The organism is Arthrobacter sp. UYP6 (assembly GCF_040547315.1).
Classification (GTDB): Bacteria; Actinomycetota; Actinomycetes; order Actinomycetales; family Micrococcaceae; genus Arthrobacter_B.
In genome coordinates, this window is sequence record NZ_JBEPPM010000011.1 from 26,375 (window position 1) to 41,808 (window position 15,434).

Consider the following 15,434-nt stretch of genomic DNA (forward strand, 5'->3'; position numbering starts at 1 on the left):
ATGCGCATCCGCGCCGAAAAACGGGCGCGGCTTATCGCCCGGGGCAGCGAGGCCTACCCGGTGGGTGTGGAACGCACGCACTCGCTCAAAGAGATTCGGGAAAAGTTTGGGCACCTGAAAGCGGATGAAACCAGCGGCGAGACCGTGGGCGTTACCGGCCGCGTTGTATTTATCCGCAACACCGGCAAGCTGTGCTTCGCCACCCTCCAGGAGGGAAACGGCACCCGCGTACAGGCCATGCTGAGCCTGGCCGTGGTTGGTGAGGAGTCCCTGGCGGACTGGAAGGCGCTGGTTGACCTCGGCGACCACGTGTTTGTCCGGGGCGAAGTCATCTCCTCCCGCCGCGGCGAGCTCTCGGTCATGGCCGACTCCTGGTCCATGGCCTCCAAGGCCCTGCGGCCGCTGCCCGTGCTGCACGCCGGGCTGAACGAAGAGACGCGCGTCCGCCAGCGCTACGTGGACCTGATGGTCCGCGAGGAAGCGCGGGACATGGTGTACAAGCGCGCCGCCATTATCCGCGGCGTCCGGGATACGCTGCACAACCACGGTTACGTGGAAGTGGAAACTCCCATACTGCAGCTGGTTCACGGCGGAGCCGCCGCGCGCCCGTTCGAAACGCACCTGAATGCGTTCGACCAGAAGATGACCCTGCGGATCGCCACCGAGCTGTATCTCAAGCGGGCGGTTGTGGGCGGCATTGAGCGGGTCTTCGAGCTGGGGCGCATCTTCCGCAATGAGGGCGTGGACTCCACGCACAGCCCGGAATTCACCACACTGGAATGCTACGAGGCGTATGCGGACCAGTATGTGATGGCCGACCGCATTAAGGAGATCATCCTGCACTGTGCCGATCTGGTGGGCAGCCGCCAGATCGAGACCGAAGCCGGAACCATCGATCTGGATGGCGAGTGGAAGTGGATGTCCGTTTACCCCGGACTATCCGAGGCCGTGGGAACAGAGATCACTCCGGAAACTGATCTTCAGACGCTGCGCGGTATTGCTGAAAAGCATTCCGTCAAGGTGGACCCGAAGTGGGATGCGGAGAAGCTGGTTGTTGAACTGTTTGGTGAAATTGTTGAACCCACGCTGATCCAGCCCACGTTCGTGTACGACTACCCGCCGTCGGCTCAGCCGCTCGCCCGTCCGAACCGCAACGACCCGCGCCTCATTGAGGCCTGGGATCTCATCATTGGCGGCATGGAGCGGGGCACTGCCTTCTCGGAGCTCATTGACCCGGTGATCCAGCGAGAGCGTCTCACCGCACAGTCCCTGATGGCTGCCGGCGGCGACGACGAAGCCATGGCTCTTGACGAGGACTTCCTGCGTGCTCTTGAATACGGAGCACCGCCCATGGGCGGCATTGGGCTGGGAATTGACCGTCTTGTGATGCTTTTCACGAACACGGGTATCCGGGAAACAATATTGTTCCCCCTCTTAAAGCCGGAAATGGGATAGAACCATGGAATATATTGAAGTCCTACTGCCCTCAGTCTGTGTTGCGGGTCTCTTTTATTTTGTGATGAAGGCGCTGCTGAATGTGGACCGTTCGGAACGAAAGGCTCTGGCGGAAGCGGAACGAGAAGCCGCCCTGGCCGCAGATCGGGATACAAGTAGTGACGCCCCGGAAAAAGAAAGTAATTAAATCTCTGACTACGCTTTGACGGGGCATTCAAAATTGCGTCATACTCTAAGTGGTCTCATTCTCGTTTTTTTCGGATTAACTGCTTAGGAGCCTGTCGTGGCGCAAAAGGTAAATATCATTCTGGTCGATGACCTCGATGCTGGAAGTGCGGATGAGACCGTACGGTTCGGTCTGGATGGATCCCAGTACGAGATCGACCTGTCCAAAGACAATGCAAAGAATCTCCGTGCGGCCCTGAAGCCTTACCTTGACGCGGGCCGCAAAGTGGGCGGCCGTACCGGCCGTCCCCGCGCCGCAGGTTCTGCGCGCAGCAATGAGGCGGCACAAATCCGCGAATGGGCCCGCAACAACGGGTACACCGTTTCGGAACGTGGACGCGTGAACAGTGAAATCATCGAGGCTTACCGGGCTGCCCAGGGCTAAGGCCCGGGCAGGGGGGGCCGGATCCAATCCGGAGCCGGCTCTCACGCCTACGGCGAACACGCTCCTTAAGCACGCGCAGGACACGTAGCATCGAATTACGCGTTAGCTAGGAGTGTGCCTCATGTTTGAAAGATTTACCGACCGTGCCCGTCGCGTTGTCGTGCTTGCCCAAGAAGAGGCTCGCATGCTCAACCACAACTACATCGGCACCGAGCACATCCTGCTCGGGCTCATTCATGAGGGCGAAGGTGTCGCAGCTAAGGCCCTTGAATCCCTGAGTATTTCACTCGGTGCCGTGCGTGAGCAGGTGCAGGAGATCATCGGGCAGGGCCAGCAGGCCCCGTCCGGTCACATCCCCTTCACCCCCCGCGCCAAGAAGGTCCTGGAACTTTCCCTCCGGGAGGCTCTGCAGCTTGGCCACAACTACATCGGCACCGAGCACATTCTGCTCGGCCTGATCCGTGAAGGCGAAGGCGTGGCCGCTCAGGTCCTCGTCAAGCTTGGGGCGGACCTTAACCGGGTGCGCCAGCAGGTTATCCAGCTGCTCTCCGGTTACCAGGGCAAGGAGCCGGTCAGTTCCGGCGGCCAGCAGCAGGAAGGCCAGCCGGCCGGCTCGGTGGTCCTGGACCAGTTTGGGCGCAACCTGACACAGGCTGCACGTGAATCCAAGCTGGATCCCGTCATCGGGCGAGAGCATGAGATGGAACGGGTCATGCAGGTCCTGTCCCGCCGCACCAAGAACAACCCTGTTCTCATTGGTGAGCCCGGTGTCGGCAAGACCGCAGTCGTTGAAGGGCTGGCCCAGGCCATTGTCCGCGGCGATGTTCCGGAAACGATCCGCGACAAGCAGCTGTACACCCTTGATCTGGGTTCACTAGTCGCCGGCTCCCGTTACCGTGGTGACTTCGAGGAACGGCTAAAAAAGGTCCTCAAGGAAATCCGCACCCGCGGCGACATCATCCTCTTCATCGATGAGATCCACACCCTTGTGGGCGCCGGTGCCGCCGAAGGTGCCATCGACGCAGCTTCCATCCTGAAGCCGATGCTGGCCCGCGGAGAACTGCAGACCATCGGTGCCACCACCCTGGATGAGTACCGCAAGCACATCGAGAAGGATGCAGCCCTGGAGCGGCGTTTCCAGCCGATCCAGGTGAAGGAGCCTTCCGTTGCACACTCCATCGAGATCCTGAAGGGCCTCCGGGACCGCTACGAAGCACACCACCGCGTGTCCATCACGGACGCCGCGCTGACCTCGGCCGCCACCCTGGCCGAGCGTTACATCAGCGACCGCTTCCTCCCGGACAAGGCCATTGACCTGATCGATGAAGCCGGTGCCCGGCTACGGATCCGGCGTATGACTGCGCCGCCGGAGCTCAAGGAAATCGACGAGCGGATCTCTGCGCTGAAGCTGGAAAAGGAATCGGCCATCGATTCCCAGGACTTCGAAGGCGCCGCCAACCTGCGGGACAAGGAGCAGAAGCTCCATGACCAGCGGGCCGAAAAGGAACGCCAGTGGAAGTCCGGGGGACTGGATGACATCGCCGAGGTTGATGAGGAGCTCATCGCCGAGGTGCTGGCCAATTCCACCGGGATTCCCGTGGTCAAGCTCAACGAAGAAGAATCCACGCGCCTGCTCAAGATGGAAGACGAGCTGCACAAGCGCGTCATCGGTCAGGACCAGGCCATCAAGTCCATCTCGCAGGCCATGCGCCGTACGCGTGCCGGGCTTAAGGACCCCAAGCGTCCGGGCGGTTCCTTCATCTTTGCCGGCCCCACCGGCGTGGGTAAGACGGAGCTCGCCAAGGCGCTGGCGGAATTCCTCTTCGGAGACGAAGAGGCACTGATCACCCTGGATATGTCCGAATACTCCGAGAAGCACACTGTTTCCCGGCTCTTCGGTGCCCCTCCGGGCTACGTTGGCTACGAAGAAGGCGGGCAGCTGACCGAGAAGGTCCGCCGCCGTCCGTTCTCCGTGGTGCTGTTCGACGAGGTGGAAAAGGCCCACGCGGACCTGTTCAACTCGCTGCTGCAGATCCTGGAAGACGGCCGCCTGACGGACAGCCAGGGCCGGGTGGTGGACTTCAAGAACACCATCATCATCATGACCACCAACCTGGGTACCAGGGACATTTCCAAGAGTGTCTCCACCGGCTTCCAGTCCGGCACGGACACCAAGACCGGCTACGACCGGATGCGGGCCCGGGTCACGGAGGAACTGCGCCAGCACTTCCGTCCCGAGTTCCTGAACCGTGTTGATGACACGGTGGTCTTCCCGCAGCTCACACAGGATGAGATTGTCCAGATCGTGGACCTGTTCCTGGAACGACTGGGCAAGCGCCTGGCAGACAAGGGCATGACCATCGAGCTGACCCCCGCGGCCAAGGTTCTCCTGGCCACCCGGGGCTACGATCCCGCCATGGGCGCCCGGCCGCTGCGCCGGACCATCCAGCGCGAGATCGAGGATCAGCTTTCCGAGAAGATCCTGTTCGGGGATCTGAAGCCCGGCGAGCTGGTGTCCGTGGATGTGGAGGGCGAAGGAGACGACGCCGTCTTCACGTTCGTGGGTCACGGTGCGCCAAAGGCCATCGAGGAAGCTCCCTCGGCGATTGAGGCCGGCGTCGGCGACTAACCGCCACACTGCTTGAAGGAAGGACCCGGCGGGCATGCAGCCCGCCGGGTCCTTTCGCCTTTCAGGGATCGCTCCTGCGTCATCCGGGGGAACGGTATTTTCCGCCCGGGGACCTGGCGGTCCTAGACTGGGCCGGTGACTTCCGCGACCACCATCACTGTCCGCCGTGCCCGTACCTCCGATGTGCCACTGATCAGGTCCCTCGTGGCACCGCTGGCCGACGAGCGCATCCTGGTGGCTAAGGAGGCGGTTGCCTACTACGAAGGGCTGCAGGAGTTCCGCATCGCCGAAGGTCCCGAGGGTCAGGTGGTTGGCTGCGGCGCCCTGCACGTAATGTGGGAAGACCTCGCCGAGGTACGGACCCTGGCCACGGACAGCCGGTGGCGCGGACGGGGAGTCGGCCACACGCTGCTGGAGGCCCTGCTGGCAGATGCTTCCGATATCGGCGTGAAGCGGGTCTTCTGCCTGACCTTCGAAGTGGAGTTCTTCCGCCGCCACGGTTTTGGCGTGATGGCCAACCAGTCGGCTGTGGATCCGGAGGTCTACTCCGAGCTGCTGCGCTCCCACGACGAGGGCGTGGCGGAGTTCCTGGACCTGGCCCGGGTCAAGCCCAATACGCTGGGCAATACGCGAATGATCCGGACGCTCTAGCGTTTCCCGGGCTACAAAGCCGGCCGCCGTGTTCGCGAATAGGTGAACAGCGCGCATCGACTGGCCTTTTGCCACTTCACATGGATAAGCTCAGTGTACTTAGCATCATCCACGGTTCGGAGCCCCGGCAGTGCATCTGCCGGCCGGACCACGATCAGAAAGCGGGATCCACTTATGGGCGCAGATGACAAGGTGCAGAATTCAGCCGAGAAGCTTGGCGGCAAGGTCAAGGAAGGCCTCGGAAAAGCCACCGGCAACGAGAGCATGGAAGCCGAAGGACACGGCGACCAGGCCAAGGGTAGTGCCAAGCAGGCCGGCGAGAACATCAAGGATGCTTTCAAGGGCAAGTAAGACTCAAGGGCAGTAAGTCCTGAGAAGCTGAGGGAGGGGCATGCTGCCCCTCCCTCAGCTGTTTAATGCGGGCCCCTCAGCGCGGCCTGTCCAGCGGACCCGGACGGGGGTAGGGTCAGAGGCGAATCGCAAACATCGTCTGATCCATGTTCCGGCCCGGCAGCCGCACTGCGCCTGCGGGGGCCCGTTGCGCTGAAGGAGCTGCTCAAAGATGAAGAAGCTTATCAATGACCCGCGCAGGGTTGTCTCCGAGTCCCTCGCCGGGTTCGGGATGGCCCACCAGCAACTGGTTCGTGTGCATACCGATCCTGACCTCGTGCTGCGGCGGGAACCATCGCGGGGCAAAGTGTCCCTGGTGTCCGGCGGCGGCAGCGGCCACGAACCGCTGCACGGCGGATACGTGGGGTACGGCATGCTGGACGCCGCGGTGCCCGGGGCGGTGTTCACTTCTCCCACACCGGATCAGATCCTCCCGGCCATTACTGAAACCGATACCGGAGCCGGGGTGCTGCTGATCGTCAAGAATTACACCGGGGACATCCTGAACTTCGAGACCGCGGCTGAACTGGCACAGGCAGAAGGCATCAACGTTGCCACGGTGGTGGTGAACGACGACGTCGCGGTGGAGGATTCGCTGTATACGGCGGGCCGCCGAGGAGTGGCCGGGACTGTCCTTCTTGAGCGGATTGCCGGCGGCGCAGCGGAACGGGGCGACACCCTGGAGCAGGTGGCCGCGGTGGCTGAAAAGGTCAACGCTCATGTGCGATCCATGGGAGTGGCGCTGGCGCCGTGCACGGTTCCGCACGCCGGAGAACCAAGCTTTACCCTGGCGGACAATGAGATCGAGCTGGGCGTGGGGATCCACGGCGAACCCGGCCGGCGCCGGATGCCCATGGCTACTGCGGACAGCATCACTGACCAGCTGCTGGAGCCGGTGTTGAAGGATCTGGGCGATTTGTCTGAGGAGCCGGTGCTTTTGTTCGTCAACGGCATGGGCGGAACCCCGCTGAGCGAGCTCTACATTATGTACCGCCGGGCTGCCGAGGTGTTGGCCGAACGCGGCATCCGCGTGGAACGGTCGCTGGTGGGAAACTACATCACCGCCCTGGACATGCAGGGCGCTTCGGTCACGGTTCTGCGGCTGGATGAGGAAATGACTGAGCTCTGGGACTCGCCGGTGAACACGCCGGCCCTGCGATGGGGAGTATGAGCATGGCTTTGGATGCAGCATGGGCAGCTGACTGGATGCGGGCCAGCGCCGCCGCCATGGCGGAAAACCGGCAGCGCCTGATTGACCTGGACCGGGACATCGGCGACGCAGACCACGGCGAGAACATGGACCGGGGCTTCTCGGCAGTGGTTCAGAAGCTGGATACGGACGGAATCCCCCAGACTCCGAGCGACGTCCTGAAGCTTGCCGCCATGACCCTGATGTCGAAGGTGGGCGGCGCGGCCGGGCCGCTGTACGGAACGGCTTTCCTGCGGGCCTCTACCGCCGCAGGGCCGGCACCGGAGCTGGACCCTGCAGCTGTGGTGGCTGTCCTCACGGCGGCGCGGGACGGGATTGTGGCGCGCGGCAAAGCGGAAATCGGCGACAAGACCATGGTGGATGCCTGGACGCCGGCGGTTGAGGCCGCAGCCACGGCTGCGGCGGCGCAGGCTGGGCCGGCCGAGGTGCTGGCTGCAGCGGCCAACGGCGCCGACGCGGGGCTGGCGGGCACCGAACCGCTGATCGCCCGCAAGGGCAGGGCCAGCTATCTCGGTGAGCGCAGCGCCGGGCACCTGGATCCGGGCGCAGCCTCCACCGTCCTGATCCTGCAGGCCGCAGCACAAACGGCGAAAGCAGACGCATGAGTGTTGGATTGGTAATTGTTTCCCACAGCGCCAAGTTGGCGGAAGGGGTCCGGGAGCTGGCCGCACAGATGGCCCGCGACGTGAGGATCGTGCCGGCCGGCGGCACCGACGACGGCGGCATCGGAACCAGCCTGGAGAAGATCTCCGCCGCCATTGCCGAAGCCGACTCCGGCGAGGGCGCACTGTTGCTCGCTGATCTTGGCTCTGCCGTGATGACCGCCGAAACCGCCGTGGAATTCCTCGATGACGAGCAGCGTGCCCGCGTTCGGCTGGCGGATGCGCCGCTGGTCGAAGGGGCAGTGGCCGCGGCCGTTGCCGCCCAGAGCGGCAGGGCATTGGTGGCCGTGCTGCAGGAAGCCGAGGCGGCCGGGCACCTTCCGGCTCCGGCCGGCGCTGCTGCGTCAGCGGAGGCGGCGGGAGATTCCGATGACGGGATGGAGGATGACCTCGATCCCGCCGACGACGGGGTCCACACCGGCTCGTGGGAGCTGATCAACCCGGCTGGACTGCATGCCCGCCCCGCCGCCGCCGTGGCACAGGCAATGTCCGATCTGGACGCAGAGATCCGCATCAACGGAGTGGACGCCAAATCCGTCATGATGCTGATGACGCTGGGCCTGGGGCAGGGCCAGACCTTGACCCTGACGGCACGCGGCCCCGACGCTGCCCGTGCAGTGGAGATGATGGCCCTGGAAGTCCGCAACGGTTTCGGGGAGATCTAGCGGCAACCCCCTCAGGCTGGAAGCTGCAGGCCGCCGTCGTTCTCCTCGGCGAGTTTGTCCGCCAGCAGCCCGGCCAGCGCCCGTTCAAGCTGCGCCGCGGGTGCCTGCAGAGCGTGCAGCTTGGCCAGCGCGGCCAGATCCGGATCTTGATCCGCGTCGGCTGCCACAAAATCCGAAGGACCCAACAGGAGACTGCGGAGCACCGGCCCCCGGGAATGGCGCAGCACGGCCATGACCGCGCCGCGAACCTGACGGTCTGTGCCGGCCCAGGCCTGGCCCTTGGGCACATACTCGGGAGCGGGCTTCCCGGCGGCCACCCAGGCGCAGCGCCGGCGCACGGGGCAGGCTTCGCATTTGGGGGAGCGCGCCGTGCAGACCAGGGCGCCCAGTTCCATCACGGAGGCGTTCCAGGCAACGGAGGCGGCGTCGTCGTCCGGCAACAGCGCTACCGCCAGGCGCATCTCGGCGGCATTCAGGGCCGGTGCCGGCAGGGCCTTCCCGCTCAGGGCGCGCGCGTGGACCCGGCGGATGTTGGTGTCCACCACCGTTTCCCGGCGGCCGAAGGCAAAGGAAGCCACCGCGGCTGCGGTGTAGTTACCCACGCCGGGAAGAGTCAGGAGCTCGGCGTGGGTGCCGGGAACGGAGCCGTCAAAATGGGCGGTCATGGCCGTTGCCGCCGCGTGCAGCCGCAGCGCCCGCCGGGGATATCCCAGCCGCCCCCAGGCCCGCACCGCCTCGCCGCTGGGCTCGGCGGCCAGCGCGGCGGGAGTGGGCCAGCGCTGCATCCACTCTTCCCACACCGGCAGGACCCGGACCACCGGCGTCTGCTGCAGCATGATTTCGCTGACGAACACTCCCCACGGGCTGCATTCGCGCTGCCGCCACGGAAGATCACGCGCGTTGTCCGTGAACCAGCTGATGATCTCCGTATGCAGCTGTGCTGCCTGCTGCAGGTCCGGTTCCATGCAATCTCCCTCGTTATGACCAGCAATACTCTACTGACCGGCGTGGTGCGGCAGGTAATCCGGAGCCGGGTACCTAGCCTTAAGACATGGTTGGGAATGGATCATCGAATCGGGCACCAGGGCGCCCCAGTCCTGCTGTTTACCGGCGACGCAGAATTGTTGCCGGAGTCCTTGCGCTGCTGGTTGTGATCGGTGTTATCGCGGGCATTGTGTCCGTGGCGAACTGGCTTCGGGGCGAGGATGCCGCCGCCTCCGACACCGGAACGGAAGCCACCATTCCCGGGCCGGACAGCAAGGTGCCCGGCGCGGAGAACGCCACCGGTAAGGACCCTGCTGCAGATCCCGCTCCTCAGGCTTCCGCACCCGGGGCAACAGCCAAACCCGACGATGGGTCTGCTGCGGCTCCTGCTCTGTGCCCCGCCGGATCGGTGGGAGTCAGCGCCACCACTGATTCGCTGAGCTACACGGCCGGGATTACGCCGGTGCTGACGCTGACGGTCACTAATACCGGAACTGAGCCCTGCGACGTCAACGTGGGGACCAGCCAAATGGAGTTCATCGTGACCAGCGGCTCAGACCGCATCTTTTCCTCAGCTGACTGCCAGCAGGCAGGTGAGGACCTGCTGAAGACCATCAAGCCCAATAGCGTCGAGACGGCCAAGTTCACCTGGGAGCGTCAGCGTTCGGCGCCCGGCTGCGCCGAGGTCCCCAGCAACCCGAACCCGGGAACCTATATGTTTACTGCCCGGCTGGGAGATATCAGCAGTGAGCGAACCACCTTCGAGCTTGAGTAGCGGAACAGGCAGTTACCTGCAGCCGCTTACATAAAGCGGTCAAGGAGGCTGGTCTCCGCGATGCGGGACAGTCCTTCACGCACCGTGCGGGCACGCTGCTCGCCGATGCCGTCCACCGTCATCAGGTCATCGATATTGGCGGCCATCAGGTTCTGCAGCCCGCCAAAGTGGTCCACCAGACGGTTGGAGACCGCCGGCGGGACGGACTTGATGTTACTCAGCAGCCGGTAGCCGCGCGGCTGGACCACGGCTTCCAGGGAGTCCTGGCCCGGCTGGAATCCCACAACCGCGGCAATCTTCCCCAGGTCGACCATGTCCGAGGCGCTGAGGTTCTGCAGCGTGGCCACCTGGTCCTCGGGCCGCTGGCTTCCGTCCTGGAGATCTGCGTAGTCCCGGACGATCATCTCGCTGCCCGGGCCCAGCCCGGCAGTGAGTTCCTCAAGCTGCAGGGACAGCAGCCGGCCATCCACGCCGAGCTCGAGAACGTACTGCGAGATCTCTTCTGAGATGCGGCGGACCATCTCCTGGCGCTGCAGTGTGACGGCCACATCGCGGACGGTGACCATGGCTTCGATTTCCAGGGCGGACAGGGAATTGGTGACCTGGTCCAGACGCGCCCGGTAGCGTTCCAGGGTGGCCAGTGCCTGGTTGGCGCGGGCCAGTACGGGCTCGGATCCTTCCAGGACGTGGCGCAGGCCGCCTACGTACAGCTGGATAATCTGCATGGACTGGCTGACCGAGATGACGGGAAAGCCCGTTTCTATGGCTACGCGTTCCGCCGTGCGGTGCCGGGTGCCGGATTCATGCGTCTCGATGGTGTGGTCCGGAACCAGCTGCACCGCGGCCCGCAGAATGGACTTGGCATCCTTGTCGCAGACAATGGCACCGTCCATCTTGGCCAACTCCCGCAGGCGCGTGGGAGAGAAATCAATACCGATGTCGAACCCGCCGGAGCAGATGGAATCCACGGTGCGGTCGAAGCCCAGGACAATCAGGGCGCCGGTCCGGCCGCGCAGGATGCGTTCCAGGCCGTCGCGGAGCTCCGTTCCGGGGGCTACCCGGGCCAGGGTGGCCTTCAGGGAATCTTCTGGACTGCGTGCCATGGTCATTTCCTTCCGGCCATCGGGCCCACGGGCGTTCTGGGCGGGCGATGCACAGACACTTTCCCTATAGTAGTGGTCCGGCAGGGCACAATGGCCACTTTTGTGGTGCCCGAAGCCCAGATTGGTGCCGTGTGCGGCGGCGTTCCGTGCCGTTGGAACGACGCGCTAAGACCCCTGACTCAGCCGGACTCTCAGAACAGGAGCTCCAGGGCCTCCGTCAGGGTGGACACCTCCCGGACCCGGAAACCGGCCGGAACCGCCACTGGGCCATTGGGGGACGCCGGAACCACCGCGTGCGTGAAGCCGAGCCGCTCCGCCTCCTGGATGCGCCGGGCGATGCCGGGGATCGGCCGGACCTCTCCGGCCAGGCCGACTTCGCCGAAGGCAATGAGCTGCGCAGGGAGCGGCTTGTTCATTTTGGCGGAGGCCACGGCAAGGGCTACAGCCAGGTCGGTGGCCGGTTCGCTGAGCTTGACCCCGCCAACGGTGGCAACGTAGCTGTCATCCTTGGCCAGGTTCATAGACGCCCGCTGCTGCAGCACGGCCAGCAGCATGGCAACCCGGGAGGAATCCAGTCCGCTGGTGGCACGCCGGGCCTGGGCATTATTGGTTTCGGCCAGCAGGGCCTGCACTTCGGCGACCAGCGGCCGTTTTCCTTCCAAGGTGACCGTTATGCAAGTTCCTGACACCGGTTCCTTGGTCCGGGACATAAACAGTCCGGACGGATCCGCGAGGCCCTCGATTCCCTCTTCGGTCAGGTCGAAGCAGCCCACTTCGTCAGTGGGGCCGTAGCGGTTCTTCACGGCCCGCAGCAGGCGCAGCCTGGAGTGGCGGTCGCCGTCGAACTGGCAGACCACGTCCACAAGGTGTTCCAGCAGCCGCGGGCCGGCAATGGAACCGTCCTTGGTGACATGTCCCACCAGCAGCGTGGTCATGTTCCGGCTTTTCGCGGCGGCGATCAGGGAGGCTGCCACCTCCCGCACCTGGCTGACTCCGCCAGCGCTTCCGTCCACCGCCGAGCTGCTCAGCGTCTGCACCGAATCGACAATGAGGAGTGCGGGTTTGACCTGCTCCACCTGGCCCAGGGCCTGGCCCAGGTCCGTCTCCGCGCTCAGGTACAGGAAATCCGACACCGCGCCGATGCGCTCGGCACGCAGTTTCACCTGCGCTGTGGATTCCTCACCGGTGACGTACAGGACCTCCCGGCCAAGGTTTCCCACCTTGGCGGCCACGTCCAGCAGCAGCGTGGACTTGCCGACGCCGGGTTCCCCGGCGAGCAGGATGACCGCCCCCGGAACCAATCCGCCGCCCAGGACTCGGTCCAGCTCATTCACGCCGGTGGGCTGGTAAGCGGCCGTGGTGGCATCGACGTCGGCGATGCGCTGGGCCGGACGGGCCACAGTGGCTGCAGCGGTGGTGCGGGCAATGACCTCGCCCGCTTCCTCCACGGTGCCCCAGGCCTGGCACTCGCCGCAGCGGCCCACCCATTTGGCTGTGGTCCAGCCGCACTCGGCGCAGCGGTAGTTGGCGGTTTTTGCGCGGGTAGTCTTGGTGGCCATGAAAACAGGCTATCCCGCCGCGCCGACACTCCCGCGCTGAGGCAGACTGGCCGGGGCTACAAATCCGAGAGGTAGCTCACGGCTTCCTCATGGGAAAGGCCGGTGGACTCGAGCAGGTCCACCACCAGGGGCCGGAAAAGCATAATCAGGGCATCGCCCTGAATATCGGTGATACCCAGCGCGCCGGGGTTCAGCTGTTCGCCGACCAGAGCCAGCTCTTTGCGGGCCTGCCGCAGGTGTTTTTCGCGGGTTCCGGCAGATTCCCCGCCGGCCAGGGCGCGGGCGAGGATGTCCACGGCATCCGCAGTGTCGTTCACAACTTCGGTGACGCGCTCAATGGCGGTGTCTTCCAGCGATGCGTGGTTGATGACAGAGGTGGTGCGACGGGCGAAAACCCGGCTGTTGCGCACGGCCAGGTCCAGATAGCCGATGGATCCGCGCAGGTCCCCGAGTTCGGCCAGGTGACGCCGGTATGCAGGGGAAATTCGGGCGATCTCCCGGGCGTCCCGCACGCTGCGGGTCAGCAAATCAAGCTGGGGCTGCGTATTGCGCGCCCGCACCAGGGCGTGCCACGCAATGGTGGAATCGCTCTTGGCCACCGCTTCGGCACACTGGCGCAGCACTGCGGACAGCTCATGCAGCAGGTCGCGGACATTGGACTTGGGTTCCCGGCGCGGGTCCCGCGGCGCAAGCATGGTCACCAGCAGCGCAAAGAGTCCGCCCACAATGGCATCGACGCTGCGGGTGAACACCCCGCCGTCGGGCGCCGGCAGCAGGACCACCAGCAGTGACTGCAGGCCCAGCTGGGTAGTGAAAATGACACCCCGGTCCAAAAAGCGCGCCAGCATCACGGATAGAAAGAGGACGACGGCGGCCTGCCACAGACCGGTGCCCAGCACATGCAGCAGGATTTCGCCCACGGTGATGCCCAGGGTGCAGCCGATGCCCACCTCCAGCACCCGGCGGGTGCGGGGTTCCCGGGAGAATCCCAGCGAGATCAGCGCGGCGGTGGCGGCGAAGAGCGGGCCCTGATGGCCCAGGACGTACTCGGCAAAGCCATACGCGCCCACAGCGCAGATGGTCATCTGCAGGGCGGGGAAGATGGAATCGCGGCTGCGGCGCAGCCCCACCCTGACCCGGTTGCGCAGGAAACCCCGGCTTCGGGCTAGGCGGTCGCGTGGGGGCATGCCAACAGTCTAGGTGCCCCGTGCCCCGCCTCTCCATCCGGGGGAGTCTGTGACGCCCGTTTGATGTCCACAACCGGGCAGCGGTCCGGGGACCTGCGCAGATATCCAGAGTTTTCTCCGGCGCTCTGCACCGTTCACCTTTCGTTAACCTTCCCCGGCCACCATCTGTGAAGGGACGCAAAGACGCCCCGGCAAACCGGATGAGTGCCGGTTCGCCTGCTCCACGGAATTCGAGCCCTTGAAAGGGGCCACACGTGTCGGTAATTCGTATAGTCCGTTCAGCCGCCCTGCTGTCAGTCGCCGCGCTCGCCTTGTCGGCGTGCGGCAGCGACAGCGCAACCACTCCGGCCGGCGGCAGCACGCCGTCGTCAGCGGAGAGCACCCTCACGGGCACGCTTTCCGGGTCCGGCGCCTCATCCCAGGACTCGGCCATGCAGGCCTGGATTGCCGGTTTCACCGCGGCCAACCCGGACACAGCCGTCCAGTACTCCCCGGACGGGTCCGGGGCCGGACGGAAGGCACTGCTGGCCGGAGGTGTCCAGTTCGCCGGGTCCGACTCGTATCTGGATGATGAGGAAGCCGCCGCTGCAGCGGAAACCTGCGGCCCGGACGGAGCACTTCATATCCCGGCCTATATTTCCCCCATCGCCGTGGCCTTCAACCTGCCCGGGGTGGACAGCCTGAATATGGATGCCGCAACCATCGCGAAGATTTTCCGCGGCGAGATTACCGCCTGGAACGATCCCGCCATCGCCGGGGCGAACCCGGACGCGGAGCTGCCCGATTCCGCGATCACCGTTGTGCACCGCGGCGACGAGTCCGGCACCACCAAGAATTTCACCGAGTACCTCTCAGCCGTGGTTCCCGAGGTCTGGACGGAGAAGGCCTCCGGCGAATGGCCGGCTACCATCGGCAACGGAGAAAACGCCTCCGGCACCGGCGGAGTGGTTTCCCTGGTCACCTCCACCGAAGGTGCCATCACCTACGCCGACGCTTCGGCTGCGGGAGACCTGGGCACGGTCAGGGTCAAGGTGGGTGAGGACTATGTGCCGCTCAGCGCGGAAGCTGCAGCCAAGGCTGTGGAAGCATCCACACCGGTCACCGGCGAAGGCAGGCCGGCCGGTGACCTGGCCATGGACCTGGACCGGGATACCGCCGAGTCAGGCGCCTACCCGCTGGTCCTGGTTTCCTACCACGTCTGGTGCACCACCTATGAAGACCAGGAAACCGTTGACCTGGTACGGGCTTTCGGCGACTACGTGGTCAGTGAGGAAGGCCAGGCAACCGCCGCGGAGGCTGCGGGCAGCGCTCCGCTTTCCGAGGCGCTTCGCGGCAAAGCAGTGACCGCGCTGGAGGGCATCAGCGTCTCGAAGTAGGCGCATGCGTGTGTTCGGCACGGCAGGACCCGGGGCGGCGTAGTCCCGGATGGCCGAGCCGAACGCACCCCAGGTCTGCTCGCAGCCCGCGCGGGGGCGTGGGACAGTGGGAACGGGGAACTGCGGGGCGGGCCGGTCCATCCCGCACGGGGGATCCACTCAGGGTCAGTAAAGTGTT

Annotated in this window: 15 protein-coding genes; 11 read left to right on the top strand and 4 right to left on the bottom strand. The window is 65.0% G+C overall.

All coding sequences use genetic code 11. The features are described 5' to 3' along the window. The 9 genes from lysS (at window position 1) to dhaM (ending at window position 8,272) form a co-directional block, all read left to right on the top strand. A complete protein-coding gene (lysS, locus tag ABIB35_RS10675) occupies window positions 1–1,455 on the top strand; it encodes a lysine--tRNA ligase (protein WP_354181407.1) in 1,455 nt (484 codons plus the stop codon). A gap of 4 nt (window positions 1,456–1,459) precedes the next feature. After that, window positions 1,460–1,642, top strand: a complete 183-nt coding sequence (locus ABIB35_RS10680) for a hypothetical protein (RefSeq protein WP_354181213.1) — start codon at window positions 1,460–1,462, stop codon at window positions 1,640–1,642. A 96-nt stretch (window positions 1,643–1,738) separates the two neighbouring features. Continuing rightward, window positions 1,739–2,065, top strand: coding sequence for a histone-like nucleoid-structuring protein Lsr2 (locus ABIB35_RS10685; RefSeq protein WP_354181215.1), 327 nt, complete (start codon window positions 1,739–1,741; stop codon window positions 2,063–2,065). A gap of 121 nt (window positions 2,066–2,186) precedes the next feature. Beyond that, the gene (locus ABIB35_RS10690; RefSeq protein ID WP_354181217.1) at window positions 2,187–4,694 is read left to right on the top strand and encodes an ATP-dependent Clp protease ATP-binding subunit; all 2,508 of its coding nucleotides are present in this window, start codon (window positions 2,187–2,189) and stop codon (window positions 4,692–4,694) included. 135 nt (window positions 4,695–4,829) lie between these two features. Further along, window positions 4,830–5,345, top strand: coding sequence for an amino-acid N-acetyltransferase (locus tag ABIB35_RS10695; RefSeq protein WP_354181218.1), 516 nt, complete (start codon window positions 4,830–4,832; stop codon window positions 5,343–5,345). A 174-nt stretch (window positions 5,346–5,519) separates the two neighbouring features. Next, complete coding sequence (locus ABIB35_RS10700) at window positions 5,520–5,696, top strand: CsbD family protein (protein ID WP_104159952.1); 177 nt, start codon at window positions 5,520–5,522, stop codon at window positions 5,694–5,696. A 211-nt stretch (window positions 5,697–5,907) separates the two neighbouring features. Next, complete coding sequence (dhaK, locus tag ABIB35_RS10705) at window positions 5,908–6,906, top strand: dihydroxyacetone kinase subunit DhaK (RefSeq protein WP_354181219.1); 999 nt, start codon at window positions 5,908–5,910, stop codon at window positions 6,904–6,906. A 2-nt stretch (window positions 6,907–6,908) separates the two neighbouring features. Beyond that, window positions 6,909–7,550: a dihydroxyacetone kinase subunit DhaL gene (gene dhaL / locus ABIB35_RS10710; protein WP_354181221.1), complete on the top strand. Its 642-nt coding sequence runs from the start codon at window positions 6,909–6,911 to the stop codon at window positions 7,548–7,550. Beyond that, the gene (gene dhaM / locus ABIB35_RS10715) at window positions 7,547–8,272 is read left to right on the top strand and encodes a dihydroxyacetone kinase phosphoryl donor subunit DhaM (protein ID WP_354181223.1); all 726 of its coding nucleotides are present in this window, start codon (window positions 7,547–7,549) and stop codon (window positions 8,270–8,272) included. Before dhaL ends, dhaM begins: the two co-directional genes overlap by 4 nt. Before the next feature lie 11 nt (window positions 8,273–8,283). Here dhaM and ABIB35_RS10720 read toward each other — a convergent pair whose 3' ends face one another. Further along, window positions 8,284–9,237, bottom strand: a complete 954-nt coding sequence (locus ABIB35_RS10720) for an iron-sulfur binding domain-containing protein (protein ID WP_354181225.1) — start codon at window positions 9,235–9,237, stop codon at window positions 8,284–8,286. Window positions 9,238–9,422: 185 nt separating this feature from the next. Here ABIB35_RS10720 and ABIB35_RS10725 point away from each other — a divergent pair, with 185 nt between their 5' ends. Then, on the top strand, window positions 9,423–10,031 hold the full coding sequence (locus tag ABIB35_RS10725; RefSeq protein WP_354181227.1) for a hypothetical protein: 609 nt from the start codon (window positions 9,423–9,425) through the stop codon (window positions 10,029–10,031). A gap of 26 nt (window positions 10,032–10,057) precedes the next feature. Here the strand turns inward: ABIB35_RS10725 and disA are convergent, their stop codons facing one another. The 3 genes from disA to ABIB35_RS10740 form a co-directional block, all read right to left on the bottom strand. Then, complete coding sequence (disA, locus tag ABIB35_RS10730) at window positions 10,058–11,134, bottom strand: DNA integrity scanning diadenylate cyclase DisA (RefSeq protein ID WP_354181229.1); 1,077 nt, start codon at window positions 11,132–11,134, stop codon at window positions 10,058–10,060. Between the two features lie 191 nt (window positions 11,135–11,325). Further along, a complete protein-coding gene (gene radA / locus ABIB35_RS10735) occupies window positions 11,326–12,693 on the bottom strand; it encodes a DNA repair protein RadA (RefSeq protein WP_354181231.1) in 1,368 nt (455 codons plus the stop codon). Between the two features lie 56 nt (window positions 12,694–12,749). After that, the gene (locus ABIB35_RS10740; RefSeq protein WP_354181233.1) at window positions 12,750–13,880 is read right to left on the bottom strand and encodes an FUSC family protein; all 1,131 of its coding nucleotides are present in this window, start codon (window positions 13,878–13,880) and stop codon (window positions 12,750–12,752) included. A 254-nt stretch (window positions 13,881–14,134) separates the two neighbouring features. On the opposite strand from ABIB35_RS10740, the gene pstS reads away from it, so the two are divergent. Next, entirely contained in the window at window positions 14,135–15,256 is a 1,122-nt protein-coding gene (pstS, locus tag ABIB35_RS10745) for a phosphate ABC transporter substrate-binding protein PstS (protein WP_354181235.1), read from the top strand. Window positions 15,257–15,434: the final 178 nt, after the last annotated feature.

What these genes read in the sequence shown, in the direction of transcription:
- ABIB35_RS10700 (WP_104159952.1), top strand. Translation starts at nt 5,520, where the DNA reads ATGGGCGCAGATGACAAGGTGCAGAATTCAGCCGAGAAGCTTGGCGGC.
- disA (WP_354181229.1), bottom strand. Translation starts at nt 11,134, where the DNA reads ATGGCACGCAGTCCAGAAGATTCCCTGAAGGCCACCCTGGCCCGGGTA.
- dhaL (WP_354181221.1), top strand. Translation starts at nt 6,909, where the DNA reads ATGGCTTTGGATGCAGCATGGGCAGCTGACTGGATGCGGGCCAGCGCC.
- lysS (WP_354181407.1), top strand. Translation starts at nt 1, where the DNA reads ATGCGCATCCGCGCCGAAAAACGGGCGCGGCTTATCGCCCGGGGCAGC.
- dhaM (WP_354181223.1), top strand. Translation starts at nt 7,547, where the DNA reads ATGAGTGTTGGATTGGTAATTGTTTCCCACAGCGCCAAGTTGGCGGAA.
- ABIB35_RS10720 (WP_354181225.1), bottom strand. Translation starts at nt 9,237, where the DNA reads ATGGAACCGGACCTGCAGCAGGCAGCACAGCTGCATACGGAGATCATC.
- radA (WP_354181231.1), bottom strand. Translation starts at nt 12,693, where the DNA reads ATGGCCACCAAGACTACCCGCGCAAAAACCGCCAACTACCGCTGCGCC.
- ABIB35_RS10690 (WP_354181217.1), top strand. Translation starts at nt 2,187, where the DNA reads ATGTTTGAAAGATTTACCGACCGTGCCCGTCGCGTTGTCGTGCTTGCC.
- ABIB35_RS10740 (WP_354181233.1), bottom strand. Translation starts at nt 13,880, where the DNA reads ATGCCCCCACGCGACCGCCTAGCCCGAAGCCGGGGTTTCCTGCGCAAC.
- ABIB35_RS10680 (WP_354181213.1), top strand. Translation starts at nt 1,460, where the DNA reads ATGGAATATATTGAAGTCCTACTGCCCTCAGTCTGTGTTGCGGGTCTC.
- dhaK (WP_354181219.1), top strand. Translation starts at nt 5,908, where the DNA reads ATGAAGAAGCTTATCAATGACCCGCGCAGGGTTGTCTCCGAGTCCCTC.